This window comes from Lacrimispora sphenoides (assembly GCF_900105215.1).
Taxonomy (GTDB): domain Bacteria; phylum Bacillota; class Clostridia; order Lachnospirales; family Lachnospiraceae; genus Lacrimispora; species Lacrimispora sphenoides_A.
The window spans coordinates 550,161-572,723 of sequence record NZ_FOIP01000002.1 but is presented as its reverse complement, the minus strand read 5'-3'; the positions used below and the strand labels follow the sequence as shown (position 1 = coordinate 572,723).

Annotated in this window: 17 protein-coding genes; 2 read left to right on the top strand and 15 right to left on the bottom strand. The window is 41.5% G+C overall.

Going from position 1 to position 22,563, the window contains the following annotated elements; genetic code table 11:
- Nucleotides 1–60 precede the first annotated feature (60 nt).
- Complete coding sequence (gene hypB, locus BMW45_RS19430; RefSeq protein ID WP_092247846.1) at nt 61–729, bottom strand: hydrogenase nickel incorporation protein HypB; 669 nt, start codon at nt 727–729, stop codon at nt 61–63.
- Nucleotides 730–1,043: 314 nt separating this feature from the next.
- Here hypB and BMW45_RS19425 point away from each other — a divergent pair, with 314 nt between their 5' ends.
- Entirely contained in the window at nt 1,044–1,745 is a 702-nt protein-coding gene (locus BMW45_RS19425; RefSeq protein WP_025232234.1) for a FadR/GntR family transcriptional regulator, read from the top strand.
- Between the two features lie 305 nt (nt 1,746–2,050).
- Here the strand turns inward: BMW45_RS19425 and arfA are convergent, their stop codons facing one another.
- The 8 genes from arfA to BMW45_RS19385 all read right to left on the bottom strand — a co-directional run bounded on the left by arfA (nt 2,051) and on the right by BMW45_RS19385 (nt 13,924).
- Nucleotides 2,051–3,559, bottom strand: coding sequence for an arabinosylfuranosidase ArfA (gene arfA / locus BMW45_RS19420; RefSeq protein WP_092247843.1), 1,509 nt, complete (start codon nt 3,557–3,559; stop codon nt 2,051–2,053).
- Nucleotides 3,560–3,598: 39 nt separating this feature from the next.
- Nucleotides 3,599–5,164, bottom strand: coding sequence for a glycoside hydrolase family 43 protein (locus tag BMW45_RS19415; protein WP_242883167.1), 1,566 nt, complete (start codon nt 5,162–5,164; stop codon nt 3,599–3,601).
- A gap of 21 nt (nt 5,165–5,185) precedes the next feature.
- Entirely contained in the window at nt 5,186–6,604 is a 1,419-nt protein-coding gene (locus BMW45_RS19410) for a family 43 glycosylhydrolase (RefSeq protein WP_092251129.1), read from the bottom strand.
- Nucleotides 6,605–6,629: 25 nt separating this feature from the next.
- Nucleotides 6,630–7,508 carry a carbohydrate ABC transporter permease gene (locus BMW45_RS19405; RefSeq protein ID WP_092247840.1) on the bottom strand — a complete coding sequence of 293 codons (879 nt, stop codon included), beginning with the start codon at nt 7,506–7,508 and terminating at the stop codon, nt 6,630–6,632.
- 14 nt (nt 7,509–7,522) lie between these two features.
- Nucleotides 7,523–8,422, bottom strand: a complete 900-nt coding sequence (locus BMW45_RS19400) for an ABC transporter permease (RefSeq protein WP_092247837.1) — start codon at nt 8,420–8,422, stop codon at nt 7,523–7,525.
- An 80-nt stretch (nt 8,423–8,502) separates the two neighbouring features.
- Nucleotides 8,503–10,233: an extracellular solute-binding protein gene (locus BMW45_RS19395; RefSeq protein WP_092247834.1), complete on the bottom strand. Its 1,731-nt coding sequence runs from the start codon at nt 10,231–10,233 to the stop codon at nt 8,503–8,505.
- Between the two features lie 153 nt (nt 10,234–10,386).
- Entirely contained in the window at nt 10,387–12,084 is a 1,698-nt protein-coding gene (locus BMW45_RS19390) for a response regulator transcription factor (RefSeq protein WP_092247831.1), read from the bottom strand.
- Nucleotide 12,085: 1 nt separating this feature from the next.
- Nucleotides 12,086–13,924, bottom strand: a complete 1,839-nt coding sequence (locus tag BMW45_RS19385; RefSeq protein WP_242883166.1) for a sensor histidine kinase — start codon at nt 13,922–13,924, stop codon at nt 12,086–12,088.
- Nucleotides 13,925–14,037: 113 nt separating this feature from the next.
- Here BMW45_RS19385 and BMW45_RS19380 point away from each other — a divergent pair, with 113 nt between their 5' ends.
- Nucleotides 14,038–14,928, top strand: a complete 891-nt coding sequence (locus BMW45_RS19380) for a polysaccharide deacetylase family protein (RefSeq protein ID WP_092247823.1) — start codon at nt 14,038–14,040, stop codon at nt 14,926–14,928.
- 673 nt (nt 14,929–15,601) lie between these two features.
- Here the strand turns inward: BMW45_RS19380 and BMW45_RS19370 are convergent.
- The 6 genes from BMW45_RS19370 to BMW45_RS19345 form a co-directional block, all read right to left on the bottom strand.
- A complete protein-coding gene (locus tag BMW45_RS19370; protein WP_092247817.1) occupies nt 15,602–16,081 on the bottom strand; it encodes a DUF4489 domain-containing protein in 480 nt (159 codons plus the stop codon).
- Nucleotides 16,082–16,384: 303 nt separating this feature from the next.
- The gene (locus tag BMW45_RS19365) at nt 16,385–18,343 is read right to left on the bottom strand and encodes an FAD-dependent oxidoreductase (RefSeq protein ID WP_092247814.1); all 1,959 of its coding nucleotides are present in this window, start codon (nt 18,341–18,343) and stop codon (nt 16,385–16,387) included.
- Nucleotides 18,344–18,431: 88 nt separating this feature from the next.
- Nucleotides 18,432–19,199, bottom strand: coding sequence for a 3-ketoacyl-ACP reductase (locus BMW45_RS19360; RefSeq protein WP_092247811.1), 768 nt, complete (start codon nt 19,197–19,199; stop codon nt 18,432–18,434).
- Between the two features lie 83 nt (nt 19,200–19,282).
- Nucleotides 19,283–20,311, bottom strand: a complete 1,029-nt coding sequence (locus BMW45_RS19355) for a zinc-dependent alcohol dehydrogenase (RefSeq protein WP_242883165.1) — start codon at nt 20,309–20,311, stop codon at nt 19,283–19,285.
- A gap of 17 nt (nt 20,312–20,328) precedes the next feature.
- Entirely contained in the window at nt 20,329–21,699 is a 1,371-nt protein-coding gene (locus BMW45_RS19350) for an oxidoreductase (protein ID WP_092247806.1), read from the bottom strand.
- A gap of 21 nt (nt 21,700–21,720) precedes the next feature.
- Nucleotides 21,721–22,560: a sugar phosphate isomerase/epimerase family protein gene (locus BMW45_RS19345; protein ID WP_092247803.1), complete on the bottom strand. Its 840-nt coding sequence runs from the start codon at nt 22,558–22,560 to the stop codon at nt 21,721–21,723.
- Nucleotides 22,561–22,563 lie beyond the last annotated feature (3 nt).

The window sequence follows — 22,563 nt, the reverse complement described above, 5'->3', positions numbered from 1 at the left end:
CCGCGCTTGTTTTGCGCATTTGAAGTTTATGAATACCTTTTTATGATAGTTATGCTTTTATTATTCACACCAGGATTTTACTGCATTGCTTAACCAGTCGGTCCATTCCTTTATACCTTCATCTTTTAAAGCACAGATGGGAATGATCACAGCGTTGGGATTACGAAGTCTAATATTAGCTTTGCATTTTTCCATATCAAAATTAAAATACGGCATTACATCCATCTTGTTAATCAGTATCACATCGCAAATAGAAAACATCAGCGGATATTTAAGAGGTTTATCATCTCCTTCCGGGACGGAGAGGATCATCGCATTTTTTACTGCACCGGTGTCAAATTCTGCAGGACAGACCAGGTTGCCTACATTTTCTAATATTACAAGGTCAAGTCCTTCTGTATCAAGTCCCTCTAATCCCTGGCGGGTCATTTCCGCATCCAGATGGCACATACCACCGGTATGCAGCTGGATAGCCTTTGCACCAGTTTGCTGAATGGTACGGGCATCCACGTCAGAATCAATATCCGCTTCCATAACACCAATGTTAAAGTCGTTCTTTAGGGCATTAATCGTACGTGTCAGAGTCGTGGTCTTCCCGGCTCCGGGACTGGACATCAGATTAAGAAGAAAAACCTTCTTTTCCTTTAATTCTTCACGAAGCTTTCCGGCTTGTATGTTGTTGTCAGCAAAGACACTTGTTTTTATCTCAAGAACTTTAAAATCTTCCATGTGTCAAGCTCCTTTCTTTATATTCTCTTTTCTGTCATCTGTTGGCTTTAAATCACTTTTTGGAATTTTCCTTTTTTCAGAGGTCTTTCAACCGTCAGGAAGAAGGAATATTTTCCTAAGTGCTCTGGTTCAGCCAGGTGAATCGCTTAGTTTATTTTTTAACAATATTATTATAAAATATTCTATGGAAACTAGCAATATTGTAAAAAATTATTGTCACTATGACTTATTTATTTGTTGAATTTTTGTAAGAATGTATGATAAAATGGTATTGATTTCTGGTATGGCCAGAACCAGAACAAGGGGGGGAAACGATGGAATTTCAGAAACTTAGCGCTTTGAGCCTAAAAGAAATGTTTATTTGTCAGATTCGGGACATGATTTTATCAGGGCATATCCCTGTTGGAAGTAAATTACCTCCTGAAAGGGAGATTGCGAGGCAGATGCAGGTTAGCCGTGCAGTGGTTAACAGTGGGTTCGCAGAACTTGAAAAACAGGGTTTTTTGGAAGTGCATCCAAGGCAGGGGGTATTTGTAGCAGATTACGGCAAGAACGGAAATATCAATACCTTAAATGCCATTATGGAATATCACGGAGATACACTTGGGCAAGCAGAAATTTACTCAATTCTTGAAGTACGCCGGGCATTGGAACATCTGGCAACGGATTCGATTATAAAGAATTCAACGAATGAGGATATTCTTGGATTAGAAGGATTATTAGTGGAAGTTGCTGATGCAACTTCGATTGAAGAAACGGTCTCAGCCACCTTTTCTTTTCATCACAGACTTTCCGTTATCAGTGGAAACAGTATTATACCTTTAATTTACATATCTTTTAAACCTGTTGTAACACAGCTTTGGAAGCGCTTTTGTCTGCGTTACGGGAAAGAGGCACTATACGATAGCGTACTTTGTTTATATAAATGCCTAAAAGAGCGTGATGCAGAGGCCGCAAGAAGATGTACCGATAAACAGCTGGATGAGGCCTTGGAAGGTGGGCATCAGATATATTGAGCGAATACAATAAGAGGGTTCGGAAAAGGATCCACTTTTAAAATTAAAGCAATTGTTCTATTGCTCCTTTCTAGAAAACAAAAAAGCCGGACAATTGAAGTGCATCTTGTACTCCGATTCTCCGGCTTATAGATTGATTTTATATTTTTATATACCCTCAAAGCGGTGCCGATGGTTACAATCTTTGAACGGTCTGCCGTTAAATCCTGCAGTAAGGCGCCAGAGCCACCTGCTATTGAGATGACTTTTTTCCAAAACGGCCAATTAAGCATTTTCTCAATTATTTTGACTGGTAGAGATATCTATTATTGTACGCCTTTTTTCAGGCGCACCACATTCCAACTATGTCTTCCGAATACAGTTGAAAAGTTACCATTTTCCAGTCTGGAAGCATTGGAACTCGTTGGCTTTACTGTATCAGGAGCTGTCTCCGTATTCTCTGCTTTCATGTCATCATGAGTCAGCACCAGATGATCTTTCACCTGATACCCCTCAAACTGCCGTAAATCACATGCAGCTTCCACATCTTCCTCCAGATCCTTATTCACCGCAAAGATCGTAAGTGTCTCCAACTCCTGATCCCAGATGCATACGCTGTCCAGTATGGACACGGTTCCGTAAGTCCTGCTCTCATATACCGGCGCCTTAATCTGAGTCAATAGAACAGTTCCTTTTCCATAGACGGAAGCATGCATGTAAGGATAGAATATGGTCTGACGCCATGCGCCTGTATCCGACGTCATGATCGGAGCGATTACATTCACCAGTTGGGCCATGCACGCGATCTTCACTCTGTCCGCATGTCTTAAAAGGGTAATCAACATGCTGCCCACTAAAAGTGCATCTTCAAAGTTATATACATCCTCAAGCTGATGGGGCGCCTTATCCCATGGTTTGATCCGTTTATCCTGCTCGTTGCTGTGATACCAAACATTCCACTCGTCAAATGATAAGTTAATCTCCTTCTTCCCATGTTTTTTCGCCTTCACCGCGTCGCAGATAGATACGACTCCTGATATAAAATCATCCATCCCCTTCGAGCAGGCAAGGAAATCTGATGTATCATTGCTGCGGTTCCCGTAATACTGATGCAGAGAAAGATAGTCCACTTCGTCGTAGCACTCGTTTAAAACCTGATATTCCCATTCACCAAACGTAGGCATCATCAGACCGGAGCTACCGCAAGCCACTGTCTCGATATTCGGATCCAGCCATTTCATCATCCGCGCGGTTTCTGAAGCGATCCGACCGTACTCCTCTGCTGTTTTGTGGCCCATCTGCCACTTTCCGTCCATTTCATTGCCCAGGCACCATACCTTGATGTTGTGTGGTTTCACATAGCCATGTGCCTTACGCAATTCGCTGTAATAAGTACCGCCCTCAAAGTTACAGTACTCCAGAAGATTCTTCGCATCCGCCGGACCTCTTGTACCGAGGTTGACTGCCATCATGATATCACTTCCGGCCATTCGAGACCAGTCTGCAAATTCATTTAAACCAAACTGATTTGTTTCGACCACCTGCCAGGCCAGTTCCGTCCTTGCCGGTCGCTGTTCCTTAGGCCCCACGCTGTCCTCCCAGCAAAAACCAGATACAAAATTACCCCCCGGATAGCGTACGATCGGCACCTCCAGCTCCTTTACCAGTTCCAGAGTATCCTTTCGAAATCCCTGCTCATCAGAATTTACGTTTCCCTCCTGATAGATTCCGCCGTAGATAGCTCGTCCCAAATGTTCAATGAAAGAACCGAATATCCTCTGATCAACGCTGCCTGTCAGAAAATACTTATCGATTATGATCTCTGCTTTTTTCATTCTTATATTCTCCTATTTAATTAAGCTCCATACTGAAGATCAAGATACCTTAAAATAATCAAACGAGGCAAAACCGCCTGTTTCTTTCGTCGCATAGCTAAACAAAGCGAAGCGATAGCCCACAAAATGTGTTAATCTGTATGACATATTCAATTGTCTGCCAATCTCACTCCATCTGCTGCCGTCTAAGCTATAATAAAAATCAGCAGTGTCAGCCATGTCACGTAAATCAAAGTCGATGCGAAGATATATTTCTCTCTGGTTTAAAGGTATGCTTTCTACTATTAACTCTGGCTTTCCCGGCTCATATCGCGTATTAGCTGGCTCAAACGGTTCAGGTTTTGCCATTGCCATAATGACCTTCGCTCCATCATCCGCCATCATAACTCCCACATACCCATACTGATCTTGAAAAGCACTCAAACCTGCAAAATCACCATTCATCATATTTGATGTATCAATCAAAACCTTACCAGAGCAGATAGGGCCAAAGGTTCGTTGTGTCAATGTATTACGGGCATCGGATATATTGTGACAAAGCGTACCATTCGTCAATTTGAGCCATCCTGGTCTTTCGCTCAGCGACCAGTATCTGTCATCGCAATTATGATTCCACTGCCACTGGAGAGATAACGATGTTTGATGATTAAAATCATCAGATTTAACGATATTAAGGCAGTTGAAATTTTCCGAATTTACAGTGTTTATATTGGGCAGCTTTCCATAGGCCTCAAACACCGGCCAACCCTCTTCCCAGATAAACGGGACAAGAACCGGAATCCTGCCAACCGAACCATGATCCTGAAACATCAGGGAATACCATTCTCCACTCCCGGTATCAAAAATCCCTCCCTGTGCAACCCCCTTATTGTGAAATCCCATATCATTTTCGAAAATTACTTTTCCCTCATACTCACCATCAATTCTATCTGAGCGATAACATATTTGAATTCTCCTTCCCGTAGACCGAGGGGCTGAAGGCCATGCTATCAAGAAAATATAGTACATTCCATTCCGTTTATATAGGTGAGAGCCTTCGGCCGGAAGGCCGCCTTCTCCTCCCACGTCAGCTTTAAGAATAATCACCTTGTCCATGCCTTTAGGTTTAATAGCCTTTGCATCGGTGGTTAATTCAATGACCCGGATCGTTCCACCCCCGAACACCATATAAACCTTACCGTCTTCATCAAAAAGCAGAGACATATCATGGTAAATACCCTCAAGCGTGTACCTGTCCCATTTATTGCTTTCTATATTTTTAGTCTGGAATATATATGTTTTATTCGAATTGTATGCCGTGAATGCAACATAAAAAGTATGATTAGCATACCTCAAACAGCTCGCCCATGATCCTCTGCCATAATCATGTTTTCCATTTTTCAAAGTCATTTCATCGCTGTTTTCCAGAATATCATAAACATAACTTACAATTTCCCAATGAACCAGATCCTTTGATCTCATAATTGGACAGCCTGGTGTAAAGTGCATGGTAGTGCTGGTCATATAATATGTATCATCAACCCGGATCACATCCGGATCCGGGATATCAGTCCACCAGATATGCGTTTCCCTTTTATCTTCTATCGTTTCGCCATATTTCTGCATCCCCTGCTCCTTTCACTCTCATTATTCTAAAGTGAATGAATTTAAGCTGATTCCACCCTCGCCTTTAAATTCGTAAAATAAAGCTTGAACTCCATCCGGAATCATGATATCAGCAGAATTTACCACCCAGACGTTTGAATAACCTACCGGAATTTTCCCTAAGGTTTCCCCATCCCACAAAATTTTCACTTCAAAATACCCGTTTCCATAACCTCTCGTTTTAAGAGAAATCCTTGTGATACCCTTGCATTCAAAGTACTTAAATCCTGCTATTGTGGAATCCTGCATATTGGCGATATATCCCATTTCTTCATCACCATCCCGTCCATCCTGCGTGATTCTGGGATATTTCCCATCAATCCAGCCAGCATGATGAAGCAGATGGTCGTTTTTCATCGATTTAGAGAACAAATTACAGGCAATATATGCAAAGTACTCCCCCTTTCCAATTAAAGGGCCGCCATTTAAACCGCACGATGTCATTTCAACTTGCTCAATTGAGCCGTCCTCCTTAATCCGAACTGGTTCGGCACAGCCCTGGCGGCTGAAATTGGTTCCATTTGTATGTCTATGATAAAAAATATACCACTGCCCAAGTACTTCTACCATGCCGCCATGATTATTCCCAGGAACATACGTGTGCATCCCGGCCGGTTTCCGGTAAGTAATATTCTCATCACAATTGCTCACAATCGCGCCCCGATAAGTAAAGTCTTTTGTGGGACACATACTCGTTGCATAGCATAATTCATGCATCTGTCTCGAAGAATAGACAAAATAATAAGTATCTCCATGCTTTCTGATAGATGGTGCTTCAAAGAACTCATGTCCTTCAAACCCTGTCCCGCTGCCATAGCAATTTCCAGGAACTATTATTACAGGCTCCTCAATCATTGTCAGCATATCTGGCGCAAGTACTGTCGCCATAGCGCCTTTGCGCGATTTATCTCCAGGGCCGCAAAAACCAGTATACAAGTAGACTTTATCACCCTCCGCTAAAACTGCCGGGTCAAATTGCGGCTGATCATTGGTTCTCTCTCCTAGTCGTGTTCCATCTATATCACGTACATACCCATAAAAGCCGTATTTTCCGGCAGGGGTATCACTTACCGCCACCGAAACAATCGGAACTTTATCTAAAACATAATATAGATAATATTTCCCATCCGGTCCTCTGACTACATCAGGCGCATACAGACACATGCTGCCATCTGCATTTAAAGGATCATTTGTCATTTCATAAATAACACCCTCATACCTCCAATCGCTCAAGTCATCTACCGGAGCAGAATAACATACATAATCATTTAAGCAATATGCAAAACCATTGAATCGATCATGTGAACCGTACACATATACTCGTTCCTCAAACACATGTGGTTCGCCGTCGGGAACATATTCCCATGACGGCAGATAGGGATTAAACACCTGTTTTTTCATTTCGCATTCACCAGCCTTTTCCTTCTTACCCCTTAACTCCACCTAATACTATTCCTTTCACAAAATATTTTTGCAGGAAAGGATATACCACAACAATGGGCAGGGAGCCTAAAAATATTTGTGCAGATCGCAGGGTTCGGTCCGATATCGTTGCCATCTGCTGAATTTCTTCTCTCGTCATCATGCTGAATGAGCGCTGAACCGCAATGGTTTGTATGTAAGTCTGTAGTGGATAATTATCTGGATTGTTCATGAGAATCAAGCCATCAAACCAACTGTTCCAGTTTGCCACCAGCGAGAATAGCAGGAGTGTTGCAAGCGCAGGTTTTGACAAAGGCACATATATTGTCCAAAGGGTGCGCCAATGCCCGGCTCCATCAATAAATGCCGCCTCTGCAAGTTCTCTGGGAACTTCACGAAAAAAGTTAAGTAATAGAATAACACTGAAGACAGGTACGGCGCCGGGAAGGATCAATGCCCAAATACTATCCAAAAGACCGAATTGTCTTATTACCATGTACCATGGAATTAACCCGGCATTAAAAATCATTGTAATAAAAAAGAACCAAGCATAAACTGTTCTGAATCGAAAGCTTCCCTTCGGCTGAGATAACGGATACGCCGCCGTAATCGTAAGTAAAATGCTTAAGCCTCCACCCAAGATAATTCGTGTAACTGAGACTCTCATTGAGCGCCAAAAAGCAGGACGCTTTGCAACAAATGTGTATGAATTTGTCGTAAAATCCTTAGGCCATAATGATACATCTCCGGCGGCGGCCGCTGCGCTGGAACTGAATGAAACAGCAGCGACATGGACAAGCGGTATCACGCAGATCAAAGCCAGCATGACCAGGATAGCAGTATTCAATACCGGAAACCACTTAAATTTCTTATTCCTTTTCATATACGATTCCTTTCCTAAAACAACTGATAGTCTGCAAACTTAATAGCAAACCAGTATGAAACCGAAATTAAAGTCAGCGAAATAACTGATTTAAACAGACCTACCGCAGTAGCAACTCCAAATTGTGCCTCTAACATACCAATCCGGTAAACAAACGTATCAATAATATCTCCACTTGCATACACCGGTGGACTATACAGGTTGAACACCTGGTCGAATCCGGCATTCAGTACATTTCCAAGACTTAATACCATTAATAGAACAATAACCATTCGCATACCTGGAAGGGTAATATGCCATATTTGCTTCCAACGGTTTGCCCCGTCAACCTGTGCTGCTTCATACAAGCTTAGATCAATACCTGTTATTGCTGCCAAATATACAATCGTTCCATATCCAAATGACTTCCATGTCTCAGTTACTATTAAAGTAAATGGGAACCATTTATTATCACCCAGAAAGAATATCGGCTGACCACCGAAAGCTTTTACAACATGATTAATCAGTCCGTCCCCGGGAGCGAGTATATCTATAAATATACCCCCTAATACCACCCATGATAAAAAGTGGGGTAAGTAAATAGCCGTCTGAATACCTTTTTTCAATGAATTATTTTTTACTTCATTAATGAGAATCGCAACTACAATCGGGATCAAAAGTCCGAAAATTATCTTCATTATGGCAATAAAAAGAGTATTCCAAAGTACGCTTATGAAATTTGGCAATCTGAACAGATAAATAAAGTTGTCAAATCCAATCCATTTCTGGTCACCAAATAGTCCTTTGGCAGGCACAAACTTCTGGAACGCAATAACAATCCCTCCCATCGGTAAATAACTGAAACAAATGAGCATTATCACACTGGGTAAAATCATCAAATGCAATGGCAGTTCCCGCATTCGTCCATGTTTCATAAAAATAATCCTCTCTTTCCTGTTTGAATAAAAACGAGAGGAAAAGTTTTTGTTAAACCTCTCCTCTCGTAAAATATTTTCTAGTTTTTAATGGATTGATACCATTCATTAACTTCCTTTGTCATCTGAGCCCCGCCAAGAGCATTCCAGTTTTCAACGAACTTATCAAACTCATCTATGGAAACATCACCCATGATAATCCGGACAAACATCTCCAGTTCCATCGTACGCAGAGAAGATTGTTTATCTACCATAGTCGGCGTAGGTGCACCTACAAACTCTTCTCTCATCACCTGACCATTTTCAATATATCCATTCAGCGCATTAAAGACTCCAGTTGGTCCATATATTTTCTCCCAGCCCCACTGAGAAGTATCACCGCCATAGTAAGCTTCCAGATTTCCTTGAATTACAGCTGGTTCACCTTTCAGAATACTCATATCCCCCAGCTTGCGTGCTTTTTGAATCTCATTAAATGCCTCAAGGTTCTTATTGGTTGGAGCCGGTGCAACCGGTGAGAACTTCCAAACACCTACAGCTCCATTTTCAGCCGGCATATAATAATAATCAAATTCATTGTTCTCACCCCAGTTTTTCTCAAGGTGCAGATTAATCAATTTAACTACGGCTTCAGGATTCGCATAATCTTTGCGGACAGCATAATACCATTGAGTACGGAACTTCTGCGGAACTTTAGGTAATGTATCATCAATTGATACGATAGGATAGCCAACCCAGTCCGCTTCCGGATCATTTTGATAGTTGCTGATCAGCGGATACATCGGATTCCATTGCTCACCAAAATTAATACCCAATTTCCCTGCTGCTATCATCTCTGCAACCTTGGCGCCGTCTTTGATTCCAAATTCCGGATCAATTTCGCCGGCCGCATACATTTCAGCTAAAGCCCGTAAAGCTTCCTTTGTTTCCGGCAATACACTTCCCCAGGCTAAAGTTCCTTCATCTGTTTTCACCCACATATTCGGATAAGAATGATATCCTGCAAAAAAACCTTCTGTACCCATGGCACCGCTATATAAATTTTTTGTGATTGCCATTGCGTAGGTATCGTCTTTGCCATTTCCATCGGGGTCAAGCGTGGTGAATGCTTTCGCAATTTTCAATAAATCCTGCATGGTCTTGGGTGGTTCCAGGTTAAGCTTATCCAGCCAATCCTGACGAAGCCATAGATATTGTGTACTTTCCACTGATGCATCTGCATAAGGCACAGCCATTAAACGCTCATTAAAAGTAGCAGATTCCAGGATTCCAGGGCCTTCTGAATTATAAACTTCCTTCGTCAGCTTACTGGCATACTTGTCATAATACACTGTCATATCTGCGATCATATCTGATTCTGCCAATTGTTTCAGCTGTGTTCGATTTACGATCAGTACATCCGGTAAGTCTCCGGATGCAATAGTAACATTTAACTTCTGTGTATAAGCATCATCATTGAGACCACCTCTTACAGTCCAGGCATAGCTAATGTCAATGCCTAAATCCTTTGAATACAAATCCAACCATCTGTTGCTTTCAATTGTTTCGCCTGGAGTTTTCGGCAGTATGTTGTCATTCAGATCATTATCTACTGTACGGGCAAACGTCATTTTAACAGATGGATCATATTTTCCAAATGGATCCCCATCTTCTGCTGCAACAGAGCTGTTTTTTTCAACAGCAGAGCCTGTTTCACTTGATCCGCTTGCAGAAGACGATGAAACCGCCGAACGATTGCCTCCGCAGGCAGTCAGCAGCAAGCCGCCAATCAATACAGCAGATATACCTGTGCTTATAATACGTTTTCTCATATAACCCTCCTCATTTTATACTTTATAACCAATTTCTTTTCATATTATAAACACATTTTTTGTCATTTTCTACAACCATCTTTTGATTTACTTAACTTTTTTTTACCATAAAAAACTTATGCCTTTACATATTTTTACATCTATTACTTATTTTTAGTTTTTCAGCCTTTTCATTGCAATAAATGAGTCCCGGTATTCCTGAGGCGAGATCCCCTCTGCTTTTTTAAAAAAGCGAGTAAATGAGGCTGCTGTGTCGTATCCCACCTTCTTTGCAATTTCATATATCTTTTCATGAGGATTTTCAAGTAATTCTTTAGCTTTTTTTATTCGGGAATTTTCTATAAAACTGGAAAGCTTATGACCGGTCGTCTGATGATAAAGCCGCGAAAGGTATGAAGGATTCAAATAAGTCTTTTCAGACAAACTGGTCAGTGATAAATCTTCAGACAAATGATTTTCGATATGCCGCCGCACAAAATCGATTGTATCATTTGTCCTTTTGCTCTGTTCTTCTTTTTGCATGTCAAAAAGTATATGAGACAATTCAAAAAGATGCTCTGCCGCCTCTTTCCAGGTAGTGTATTTTTCGCCGTTATACAGCCTGTTTAAATTTTGGGATTCAGAAAACCGTGGTGCCAGCTGGAATCGATTTACACAGGAAAGAAAGAATGTTATGATCGTCTGATATGCCTCTAATGCGATCACATCATTTTTATCCTGTATTTCACCAAGAGGTTCGAGCCATCTTCGCAGAGAATCATAGTAATCCTGTTCCTCTCCGGTCTCTATGGAATGATGCAGATTACTCAAGTCTTTGCGGTACAGCAATCCCTGCAATAAGGTGGTCGCGGTATTAGAATTGCCCCCAAAAGACGGAATAAATGTCTGTCTCTGCTTCCGAAACTCCCTTTCATCAATGATTGTTTCCATGTCATGCCCAACTTGATAATTGAGTAAATCAATGAGGGATACATATTTCTCTGCAACTTCCTCCCATTTACATGGTTTTTCTGCTAAAGCAAAACTTACAGGAGCATTCAGCCTTTCCCGGCAGGCTGACTGAACCATTTCCAAAGTCCCTTTTAAAAAGACACTCATACTGTCATATGGATTGTCCGGATATGATTGTATTTTATGGGGCTGAGCAAAAACAGCTATTTTTTCGTCCTTAAGCGGTACTACCAAGCTGTTGATATGCATGGCAAAGTATCTGACGATCAGCTGCTTTATGGAATACATAATCTGGTTTTTCTCCCAAAAGTCTACCGTTTTAGGCAAAATCAATATTTCGCCTAAAATCAGCATCACAGGCTCGTCTGCCTTTAGATGTATAAAGAGCCTTTCAAATTCTTCCGCATTAATCTTTAACGAATTATCATTATTAAGTAGTGCATAAAAATACTTCTGGCAAAATAAATCCTGAGCAAGATTTATTTGGTCCTTGGCATTTTGTATCAATTCATTTGTCTGATTTTCATCTTTTAACTCCTGTACTACACGTTCAACTGTTTTTATGATCTTGCCATATCCCTCGGTCTTCAATATGTATCTTACATTGCTATATTGAATTGCCTTATATGCATAGTTAAATTCACTATGCCCTGTAAGGAAAATCACACGGCACCATGGCCAGCGTTTCTTGATTTCATCCAGCAGCTGAAGACCATCGATTTCCGGCATATTTATATCTGTCAAAGCAATATCAATTCTCGTGCGTCCCAGCCACTGTATCGCTTCTTCGCCAGAATATGCTTTATAAACATCCAGTTCCAAATTTTCAAGACTCGAAAAGATGTCATACAACCCATTAACGATAATCTCCTCATCATCTGCGATTAAAAGTCGATACATTTTACTCCCCCCTAAGCCCTAAAATTAGTTCTACTCCAAGTCCTCCCAACAGACTTCGCTTAAGTAACACTCTGCTAACTTCATCGTACTGCAATTGTAAACGTCTGTTAATGTTAAACAATGCTGTTACTTCTGCGTCATCAGATTGTGATGTCAACATTCTTTGCAGCTCTGAAAGTTTTTCATCTGTCAAACTGGTTCCATTATCTTCAACAATAATATGTAGTCTTCCATTATCACTTTCAAAAGAGATGGATATGATTCGATCTTTCATTCTCTTTTCCACCGCATGTTCAAAAGCGTTCTCGATCAAGGGCTGTATAATGAGCCGGGGAACGGGATAATGTGCAAATTCCTTTGGGCAGGAACTGAATTCAACCTTAAGATTCTTTGTAAAACGCATGGACAGAATACTGGTATAAGTACGTGCATGTTCAACTTCTTCATTAAGAGGGATAATATCTGCGGCATTCCTGGTAAGATAGCGGTAATATTCACCCAGATGATTGGTAAACTCTATCAGATTTTCATCCCCCATCTGAGCCATAGTATTGATAATGAAAAAACTGTTATATAGAAAATGCGGCTTGATTTGTGCCTGCAGCTGCTTTAATTCGGCACGTTGGGTCAATATTTTCTGCTTATAGGCCTGATCGATTAACATATTTAAGCTATCAACCATTTTGTTGAATCTGGTATACAGATAGGCGAATTCCTTAGATCTAACGTCATTTGTATCTAAACTTATCTGCAGGTTCCCTTTTTCTACCTGCCGGAAAACCTCTACCAATTTTTTAATAGGTTTATTTATAAAGCGGTTCATGGATAATGTGAAGATTATAATTACTGTTATTGATACCATGATGAATACCCATATCCAGCTGGTAAAATTTCGCATCGGTGTAAATACCAAATTTTCCGGCAAATATCTGAGTAATAGCATATTTAGATACTCTGACTTCGCATACACGGAATAGCAATGATAATCTTCTATTTTACTAAGATTAGTGCCACTTTTATCAACAATACTAAGATCACCCAATATCTCATGGAACTGCAGAGGCTTCCCCGTATTGGCCATGGCGATTTCATTCGAGTTTGTAAGATCGATCAAAAACGATCCACTATCGGGATAAATATTAAACTGCTCCAAATCTTCCTTAAATACATCTTGATCCAACTCTATCTCTATGACATAGTTACTGTTTGGGCCTGTATTGTCCGAAGGATAGACTGTTGTAAGATATAAACCATCTTCATATCTGATGATTTGGGCTCCCCTCAGCCCTGCAGCGGTCCTTGTACGTTCATATACCATGTTATCTAAATCATCCACTCCCCTGGAAGATGAGATCGTTTTATCGATTGAAAACACATGGGCGCTGACATTTTTTACATAGCTGCTGCTATACGCAATTGTTATAAGACGTGCCTGAAGCTGTCTCATATTGCTGACTATATCATAATCACTCATAATGCTATACTGGACTGCGAGACGGTTAAGGTGCTCATCATTTAAGCAAGTGTATTGCAATATTTTAAGCCGTTCAATTTCTTTTTCCAGCTGGCTTAAATAAAATTCAATCTGAGCAGTTGATGATTTTGACAGCTCTTCACGTACCGTGTTGGCTCCCCAATTGCGGATATAAATTCCAAGTATAAAAATTGGAGCTATAACTATTAAAAAGATAGTTATTATTTTCTTGAAAAGACTGATATTGGGCTTATGAACTAATGAATGCATATTTCCCCTCCCTGGTATGGCGTTTTTACGTTGCCTCTGAAAGATATCTATAATCCATGCTTTTTTAAGCATATCAGGTAAGGTTCTTTTTAACAATCACATATTCTTCTTTTTTACCTGTGTTCCACAGCCAATCTATTAAGGAAATAATATGAATTAATTCACATCTTCGGCATACAATTGTTATAACAATATATAAGGGCATAATTATGGACCGAATAAAAAAATATAGAAATATTCTAAAAAATATTATATTGATCATTACATACAGCCTATTATCTATTTCCATAATAAAAAGTATATATAAAATCCATACGACCACTTCCGTACAACCTGCTGATGGGATTTTAGTTCCGATTATAATGTATCATCAAGTAAAAAACAGTGGTTTTGGCAATGATGTCATTAGTCCCAATGAATTTGAAAGTGATTTAAAGTATTTAAAAGAAAATGATTACAATACTATAACAATGACGCAATTAATAGAATATGTTCATGATAAAAAGGAATTACCCCCGAATCCAGTCATTCTTTCTTTTGATGACGGGTATCTTAGTACCTATTTAAATGTTTATCCTCTGGCAAAAGAATATAATATGAAAATAGTTTTATCTGTAATTGGAAAAAGCGTCGATGATTTTTCAAAAGTATGCGATGAAAATATTGAATATTCTCATGTAACATGGGATGAAATAAAAGAAATGCAGCAATCTGGACTTGTTGAAATACAAAGCCATTCCTACAATTTACATAAAATTTCTAAAGGACGCTATGGATGCTGCCAAATGGATAATGAATCATTAGAGAACTATGAAGAATTCTTATCGAATGATTTAAATAAGCTGCAGGAAGAAATTTTGTCTGTTACAGGTAATAGTCCAAATACGTTTACCTATCCATATGGCAGATATAACGATAAAATAGAAACTATCATTAAAAATCTGGGTTTTAAAGCGACCCTGACTTGTAAATTCGGGGTGAATGTGATAGATAACGATCCCGATACTTTATACAGTCTAAAGAGAATACGTCGAGCCCATAATCAGAGCATTCAAAAAATGTTAAAAGAAGGAATGGAAACTGTGAAAAATAATAAGTAAATGTACAGTAACCAGAAGGCCAACTATTTTAGCTTATAACATCAAAAAAAGAAAGGTACATTATCATAAATGAAAATGTACCTTTCTTTATGCGCATATATTCATCAAGTGTATAATGATGTATTAATACTATTAAGCGGTAGATTTATACACATTAGAAATATTTTTAGAAATTCTCTATTATCCCCACCGCAAAAGAACATACATTCGGCCAAAATATTGGTGTGGAAGTTGCGGGCTTGCGGAAGAAATAAATTGTCAAAGACAGCCAAAGTGGTTTGAACAGTATTATGATAGGCAGGAATAATGGAAGTATTGGGGATCGGAACTAATAAAAAAAGAATTGATAGTGATATAAAAAGAGGCAAAACATACCCTATTACCTGCATGGCTTGGTATTCCCCTAGCCGCCCGCCGCGTCCGATGCTTTTTAAATTTGAGGGCGAGGATTGCATTTTAAAGACTACAACCGATCTTAAAATAAATTATACTGATTATAAATGCTATGATGGTGAGCATGTTAAGAATTACAAGTGTGACGCGGTAATCGGCGGCATTTAATTTGGATTCAAGCTTATTTTTACATCTTGAACTGCCAATAGGTTATGGTTGTGTCGTCTACTCTCCCATTGTTTTATTGAATATTCATAGCTCGTATTTATCTGTACTGAATCTAGCTGTGGCAAACATTATCGGTAATAATGGCGCTGAGTGTTGCACTACCGATAAGAGGACTGACATTAAACGTAACTACAACCAGATAGGTGCAGCAGTCATTCATACAGGAATCACAATCACATACATTAAAATTAAAGGTATCAGTTACCGTTGTAGCAACTGTTCTGGAATATTCATATATTCCGCTAACTGGAATAGGGGACTTACCTGTACACTCTTTAAAGATTTGAAATCTATAGTTGCCTGCTACACCTATAACAATATTCGCAGTAAATGACAGTAGGATGCAAGGATTCTCAAATCCCGAAAGATTAACCTGTAATTCGGCAATCGTACGCGTTATATCCACTCCGGTTAAATTAGGAAATGCAACAAATCCTGGACTTCCGCATCTTAATGCAGTTGCGTTTGATTTTTCTTGTTTCTCACAACAACAGTCATCACAGCAGTATTCACATTCACTGTCATGATTCATATAAAAACCTCCATTGTTTAGGAATTATATTTAATTTGAAGAAAATTGAATAAATTTACCTAATTTTTATACATTATTATATTACGATAATTTTAAAATTGTGAGTGGACCCGAATGGTTGGCCATTTAAATGACATCCTTATGAATAATCAGGGTTAAAAGTCCTATTCCTACATTGAATAATGTGATCGACGAACTGCAGTAACCCAGTTGAATAAACCCCGTACAACCATCGTTATCAGAGCATTTTGCTTCCTATAATGGTTGTACAGGGCCAAGCACCTGATATATAGTAATATATTACTAATAAATATTCTGATTTTCTCTGAACTGCCTCCACACATTCTCAAAGAAGTTATCATCTTCAGGAATCGTTCTTACCTTTCTCCATTCAAATTGAACCTTCCCATTTCTATATGAAGCTTCCTGTATCAAATCTGCACTGCCGCCGTCATCAAGGCAGAATGTAAATTCTTCCGGCAGCCTTGGATCTGGCTTTTGTCCGCTAAGATCCGTGTAAAGAGCGCTGCCTCTGCTCCTTCCTTGATGATCTACATAATCTTTCATAGCAGAGAGATACACAAACTGGCTGATAAGCATATCTCTCAGCCGAAAGGCGCGCCAGAGTTCCTTCCCGTCTTCCACCCAGGCGAAATCACCCAAATGCGAAAGTTCCTCTTGAACCTCCTTTATGGCCAGTTCAATCTTTTCGGGATTCCGTATGGCCGCTCCGAACCGACTCATGCGGACGGCTGCTCGGTTCCAAAGCTCTCTCACTGCGATTCGACCTTCTTTTTTCCCCGTAACCTGGGATACCATCTTTTCCGCATCATATACCGCTTTTCCGGCAATATCTTTAAAACTTTCGCCCGTATTATCAGGCTCTCCATGTCTCCTGGCTGCTATGTACTGCGCAGCTCTTGATGAGCCGACCTGGCCGGAATTCAAAGCGCTTCCGCCCGGGCGATAGACACCATGGCTACCGCAAACCTCGCCGGCTGCAAAAAGTCCCTCCACATCCGTATGCCACCATGCATCAGCTGCTAAACCTCCATTATTGTGCTGAGCACACACTGCAATCTCAAGAGGCTCTGTCCTTAAATCTACTCCTCTTCCAAGATAAAATTCCACCGCCGGCATATTCATATGGCTTAATCTCTCGATCGGTGTCCCATAACATGCACCTGCCCTGTTTAAATATTCAAAGGCCTCCTGATCCAGATTTTCAAAATTCACCGGTTCCTTACCGGGATTCTCGCGAAAATCAAGAAATATCCGTCTGCCTCTGCTTCTTTCAATATATACCAGAATATCAATGATCGAACTTCCTCCTGAAAGCTTTCTTACGTCAAAAGGCCATTGATATCCTTTTAAAAAAATACTGCTGAGCATAGCATCCCGGTTTTCAAAGAAATCCGATAAAAACTCACGCTCATCATTTCCACTTTCATCCGTAGAAAAGAAACGGGGAAGCGCTTGCATATAGGTTCCCGATACGTTCCACCGCGGATGAATGGACGCTATCCCATACTGCCATTCTGTCAGATTTTTCCCTTTGGCCCCCGCCTCAAATGCAAGACCGCTGGATCCATAATGTCCGGCCGGATACACGCTGTCCGCATACATCCCGGCCGGCCCGCCGGTGGCAAACACAATATTTTTACAGGAAAAAAGTACAAATCGTCTTTCTTCATCATCCGGGCAGCTCAAATCCAGACAAAGAAGTCCATACACCCTTTCTTCGTCGGAAAGAATCTTAATTACCTGCATCCTGTCAAAAATCTTAATATTCTTTTCCCTGACTGCCTGTTCCAGGCACTCTGTCATCTGTTTTGAAGTGTATGGGCCTACACTTGTGGCACGGCACCTGGGATCGTGGTCCGTCTTGTAGCCAACGAATTCCCCCCACCTGTTCTGGGGGAAGTTCACGCCGAGGTTAACAAGCTTTAGAAAACATCTGGCAGATAATGACGCTTCACACAAGGCAATGTCGCCGTCCATACACTGGCCGCTGAACAGCGTCTCTGCCATATCTCCCACGCTGTCAGGATCGTTTCCGCAAAGCGTCAGCTTATAATAGGTCTGTTTATCAGAACCGGTGTTGCGGGAGGTTCCCGCTCCCACATGATCGGTCACAATCGCAATATCCTTCTGGCCTAAAGCCCATAGCTGATCTGCCGCATTAAATCCGGCTGCTCCGGTTCCCACGACAACCGTGTTCATCTGATACAACTGTACTTTATTAAACATCTGTAGTTTCATCTAGTCCGCCTTTCTTTACAGAATTAATGGGGCTGCTGCCGATTTCACATTCTGCAGCAGCCCCATTCACATGGTTTTATCAGGCTTATTATAACCTCTGGATATGAAAGCCTCCATCTACATCAATATAATTTCCGGTTGTATAGAGGAATTTATCACTGCAGAAAACGCTGACCGCATTGGCCACGTCCTCCGGCATCCCCCACCTGGTAATCGGGAATGCGCCCCGCTCAATAAGTGTGTCATACTTTCCCTGCACCGTACTGGTCATATCCGTAGCAATCACTCCCGGGCGGATCTCATGGACAAAAATGCTTTCTCCTGCAAGACGGTCCGCGTAAAGGGTTGTCAGCATAGATATGCCTGCTTTAGAAACACAGTACTCTCCGCGGTTTGTACTGGATACAACGGCAGAGCAGGATGAAATATTGATGATGGTTCCCCGCTTTTTCCCTTCTACGGGCTGTTTCAGCATCTGGTTTGCAACTGCCTGTGTCAGAAACATATTTCCTTTTGTATTGATGCCTACAACACGGTCAAAGCTTTCTTCTGACATCTCCAGCAAATCCGCCCTTACATTTGGGGCAACACCTGCATTATTGATAAGTACGTTAACAGCACCATATCTCTCCACCGTTTTTCTGACAAGATTCTCTCTGTCTTTGGAATCACCAATATTTCCTTGGACATATGTATATTCAATCCCGGCAGCTTTAAGCATGCTCATATTTTCCTGATTTTTATCTTCGGCAGAAGTAGCCATGATGACCACATTGTAGCCGTCAAGGCCCAACTGATAAGCAATGGCAAATCCAATGCCGCGGCTTCCTCCTGTTACAATCGCTGTTTTTTTCACTTTCTCTTTCACCTTTCATCTGTTCGCCCATGCTTTTTGGGCATAAAGGTATACCCGCAGGGTGTTTCTCTTAAATCGTGTCTCTAAGGATGTAAAAGGACCTTAATACTGCCCGATTTCCTATCAAGGCAAGTTTCAAGAGCTTTCTGAATATCATCAAGAGGAAAATGATGGGTGATCAGAAGTTCAAGGTCTAATTCTCTGGCAACTTTAAGTGCAATCGGGAAATCCCAGCAGTATCCCTGAGCACCCTGGATTTTAATTTCATGGGTGACAAATCTACTTGCAGGAATATTGATCTGCGGATTCTCAAAGATTCCAATAACAGTGGCCAGGCCATTTTTCTTTAACGTCATCATCGCTTGTAAAAAAGATGCTTCAAGGCCAACACATTCGAAACTCTTATCAACGCCCTTTCCATTTGTAATTCGACGTATCTCGTCCTCCAGATCTGTTTTTCCCGAATTTACCGTTATAGTAGCGCCCAGCTTTTTCGCTGCTGCAAGCCTTTCATCAGAAAAATCCGCAATAATAACTTCGGCAGCTCCGCTCTTTTTGCATATGGACGCAATCAGCATTCCTATCGCACCTGCTCCGATAACAAGAACTGTCTCTCCAAGGCGGATATCTGCGCGGCGTACCGCATGGGTTGCCACGCTCAAGGGTTCAATCAGGGCACCTGTATCATAAGTCAGGTATTCAGGAAGCTTATACACATACGGCTCATTGACCAGAATATAGTCAGCCATGGCTCCGTCGCCATTTCTGTATGTAAACGATATATTCTCACAATATCCGTAATCTCCATGACAACAGGCATCGCATGTTCCGCAGACAATACAAGGTTCCACCGTTACCCGGTCTCCTATAGATACATTGGTAACGTCTTCTCCAATCTCAACCACATCTCCCGAAAATTCATGCCCAATGGTCATAGGAAGGGGGGCAGAAGGGTGTTTCCCTTTAAAAATATGGATATCACTGCCGCAAATGGCACTTGATTTAATCTTTATCAGAACCTGTCCCTTTTTCGGAGGCTGAATATCCCTTTTCCCGATGATTGCTTTCATGGGCTCGGTTACTTTCCCAATTCTGCTGGTTTTTACACTCACTTTTTTTAAGTCCTCCTTCATTGGAAACTTTTCTCACGCATGGAAGCTTCCTCTCTGTACTCCTTATAAAAGCCCGCGTAGATTTCACTGTCTTTGATGACGCAGCCGGTTCTTCCATGGTCTCTCATAATCTGAGTGCATTTTGAACAGGTGACGCAGCACTGCTTCGGATCCATTTCTCCTTTCAGCAGAATATCGCGGGGGGCATCCGGATATGCAAAGCCTGAGCGCCCCAGACCCACAAATTTACAGCTTCCGTCGGCCAGGTTCGCCGCACCTGCATAAGAAAGGAACTGCCTCAGCCATGTATAACCATTTCCCACAACAGGCACATCACCTGCTGCTTTCTGAATCTGCCGTGTGAACTCAAACAGACGGTCCATGCTTTCAAGGGGATGTTCATCCGGAGTGGGGACTCCCATGCTGGATAAGTCGAAAGGCCTTGTTACCTGAGGATAAATATAATAGGGATTTCCCGCAGAATTGCTTAAAAGATCAACGCCCTCTTCCACCAGCATCTGTACAAGAGCCATAGGCTCTGTGGGATCAAACTTCCACATGTCTTTCTGATCACAGCCGAAGCCATAGGGATAAGGATGAGCGTCAAATACATTGAAACGGCAGGCTATAATAAAGTCATCGCCCACAGCTTCCCGGACGGCACGGATTGTCTGGCGAAGAAACCGGCTCCTGTTTTCAAAGCTTCCGCCGTATTTTCCCTCTCTTGTGTGGCTGGCAATCAACTCACTCAAAAGATATCGGTGGCAATTCTTTATATCCACACCGTCAAAACCTGCTTCCTTTGCCAAAACCGCACTTTCCACATAATGAGCTGTTAAATTGTCCAGATATTCATCGGTCGCGACAGGTGCATCTGCCGCAAGCCCGACTCTCGGATCCAGAATAGGGTCATGCTGGGGAACAATAGGCGCTCCCTTATGGCCTTCCGGTCTGGAATAGCGGCCGGAGTGTGTTAACTGTAAAATATTCAGTGGTTTTTTTCCATTGCGGGCAACTGCCGACTGATTGCACCGCTCAACAACTGCCTTAAACTGCGGCATATTCTCCTTAGTAAGCATCATCTGGAGCGGATTGGCCCGTCCTTCCACGACAACCGCACAGGCCTCCCACCAAAGTAATCCCGCTCCACCTTCCGCAAACCTCTTATACCTTCTTTCAACAAGCTCAGAAGGAGAACCATCGGGATTTGAATCACAACCTTCCATTGGAAGAATTGCAATTGCATTGGGTGCAATCCGTTTTCCTACCTTTACCTCGGCACGAAGCGGAGATAAATCTTCGCTGAATTTTATATTCACACCAAGAGAATTTACTTTTTCTACAACCTCATTCAATGTCTTAAAATTAAACTTTTCATGTGATGCCATTGTTCAGTCATCTCCTTATTATTAATGCCAGTCATGCTGCTTCATATAGAGGATTCCAGATTCGGCAATCTCATCCGCACTCTTTTGCGGCTGAACCCAACCAGCGTCAAAGCCGCCGGGCGCAAATGTTTCCATTGTGATATGCCCTTTATAATCGTATTTTTGCATCAACACCCATAAATCCTTCCACGGAAAGAATCCCTGGCCCGGAACTCCTCTGTTATTTGAGCAGGCATGAAAATGATACATTTTTTCTTCCTTCAGCACGGCTTCAAACGCATCCGTGATGCTGTCTTCCTCTATTCCGGCCTGATATGTATCAAAATGTACCCCTACGTTTTCCTCTCCAATATCGGAAACAAGCTTTAACGCCTGAGCTGCTGTATTGACAACGCTGGTCCGATACCGGTTTAAAGGTTCAAGAGCAAGCCGCACACCGCATTCTTTTGCTATAGCAGAAACTTTACGGATACCCGTTACTGCAAGCTCCCACTCTCTTTTATCATCATCCTCAGAAAGCCGGTGTTTCTTCCCTCCCCCTGTATAAAGAGGGCCGGCAAATACTTTTGCGGAAACTGCTTCCGCCGATTTTAAACATTCCGTCATATATTTTATTGTGTTCTTTCGGATCGTATCATCAAAATTGGAAAGATCACGCCCAACTCCAAGTGCGGCGCAAAGGCTCACTTCCATATCCAGGGAACGGATTTCCTCCACAAGTTTCTTCGGAATCTCAGGAACAGTCATGGGAAGTTCCACTGCCGTAAATCCCATCTTAAAGGCTTTTTCAGACAATCCTACACATTTAAGTCCCAGTTCATTCTCCCAATTCCAAAGATTAATTCCCCAGTGGTTGCTCATATA

Excerpts from the sequence above, each read along its gene's own strand:
- hypB (WP_092247846.1), bottom strand. The coding sequence starts at position 729 with ATGGAAGATTTTAAAGTTCTTGAGATAAAAACAAGTGTCTTTGCTGAC.
- BMW45_RS19425 (WP_025232234.1), top strand. The coding sequence starts at position 1,044 with ATGGAATTTCAGAAACTTAGCGCTTTGAGCCTAAAAGAAATGTTTATT.
- arfA (WP_092247843.1), bottom strand. The coding sequence starts at position 3,559 with ATGAAAAAAGCAGAGATCATAATCGATAAGTATTTTCTGACAGGCAGC.
- BMW45_RS19415 (WP_242883167.1), bottom strand. The coding sequence starts at position 5,164 with ATGCAGAAATATGGCGAAACGATAGAAGATAAAAGGGAAACGCATATC.
- BMW45_RS19410 (WP_092251129.1), bottom strand. The coding sequence starts at position 6,604 with ATGAAAAAACAGGTGTTTAATCCCTATCTGCCGTCATGGGAATATGTT.
- BMW45_RS19405 (WP_092247840.1), bottom strand. The coding sequence starts at position 7,508 with ATGAAAAGGAATAAGAAATTTAAGTGGTTTCCGGTATTGAATACTGCT.
- BMW45_RS19400 (WP_092247837.1), bottom strand. The coding sequence starts at position 8,422 with ATGAAACATGGACGAATGCGGGAACTGCCATTGCATTTGATGATTTTA.
- BMW45_RS19395 (WP_092247834.1), bottom strand. The coding sequence starts at position 10,233 with ATGAGAAAACGTATTATAAGCACAGGTATATCTGCTGTATTGATTGGC.
- BMW45_RS19390 (WP_092247831.1), bottom strand. The coding sequence starts at position 12,084 with ATGTATCGACTTTTAATCGCAGATGATGAGGAGATTATCGTTAATGGG.
- BMW45_RS19380 (WP_092247823.1), top strand. The coding sequence starts at position 14,038 with ATGGACCGAATAAAAAAATATAGAAATATTCTAAAAAATATTATATTG.
- BMW45_RS19370 (WP_092247817.1), bottom strand. The coding sequence starts at position 16,081 with ATGAATCATGACAGTGAATGTGAATACTGCTGTGATGACTGTTGTTGT.
- BMW45_RS19365 (WP_092247814.1), bottom strand. The coding sequence starts at position 18,343 with ATGAAACTACAGATGTTTAATAAAGTACAGTTGTATCAGATGAACACG.
- BMW45_RS19350 (WP_092247806.1), bottom strand. The coding sequence starts at position 21,699 with ATGGCATCACATGAAAAGTTTAATTTTAAGACATTGAATGAGGTTGTA.
- BMW45_RS19345 (WP_092247803.1), bottom strand. The coding sequence starts at position 22,560 with ATGAGCAACCACTGGGGAATTAATCTTTGGAATTGGGAGAATGAACTG.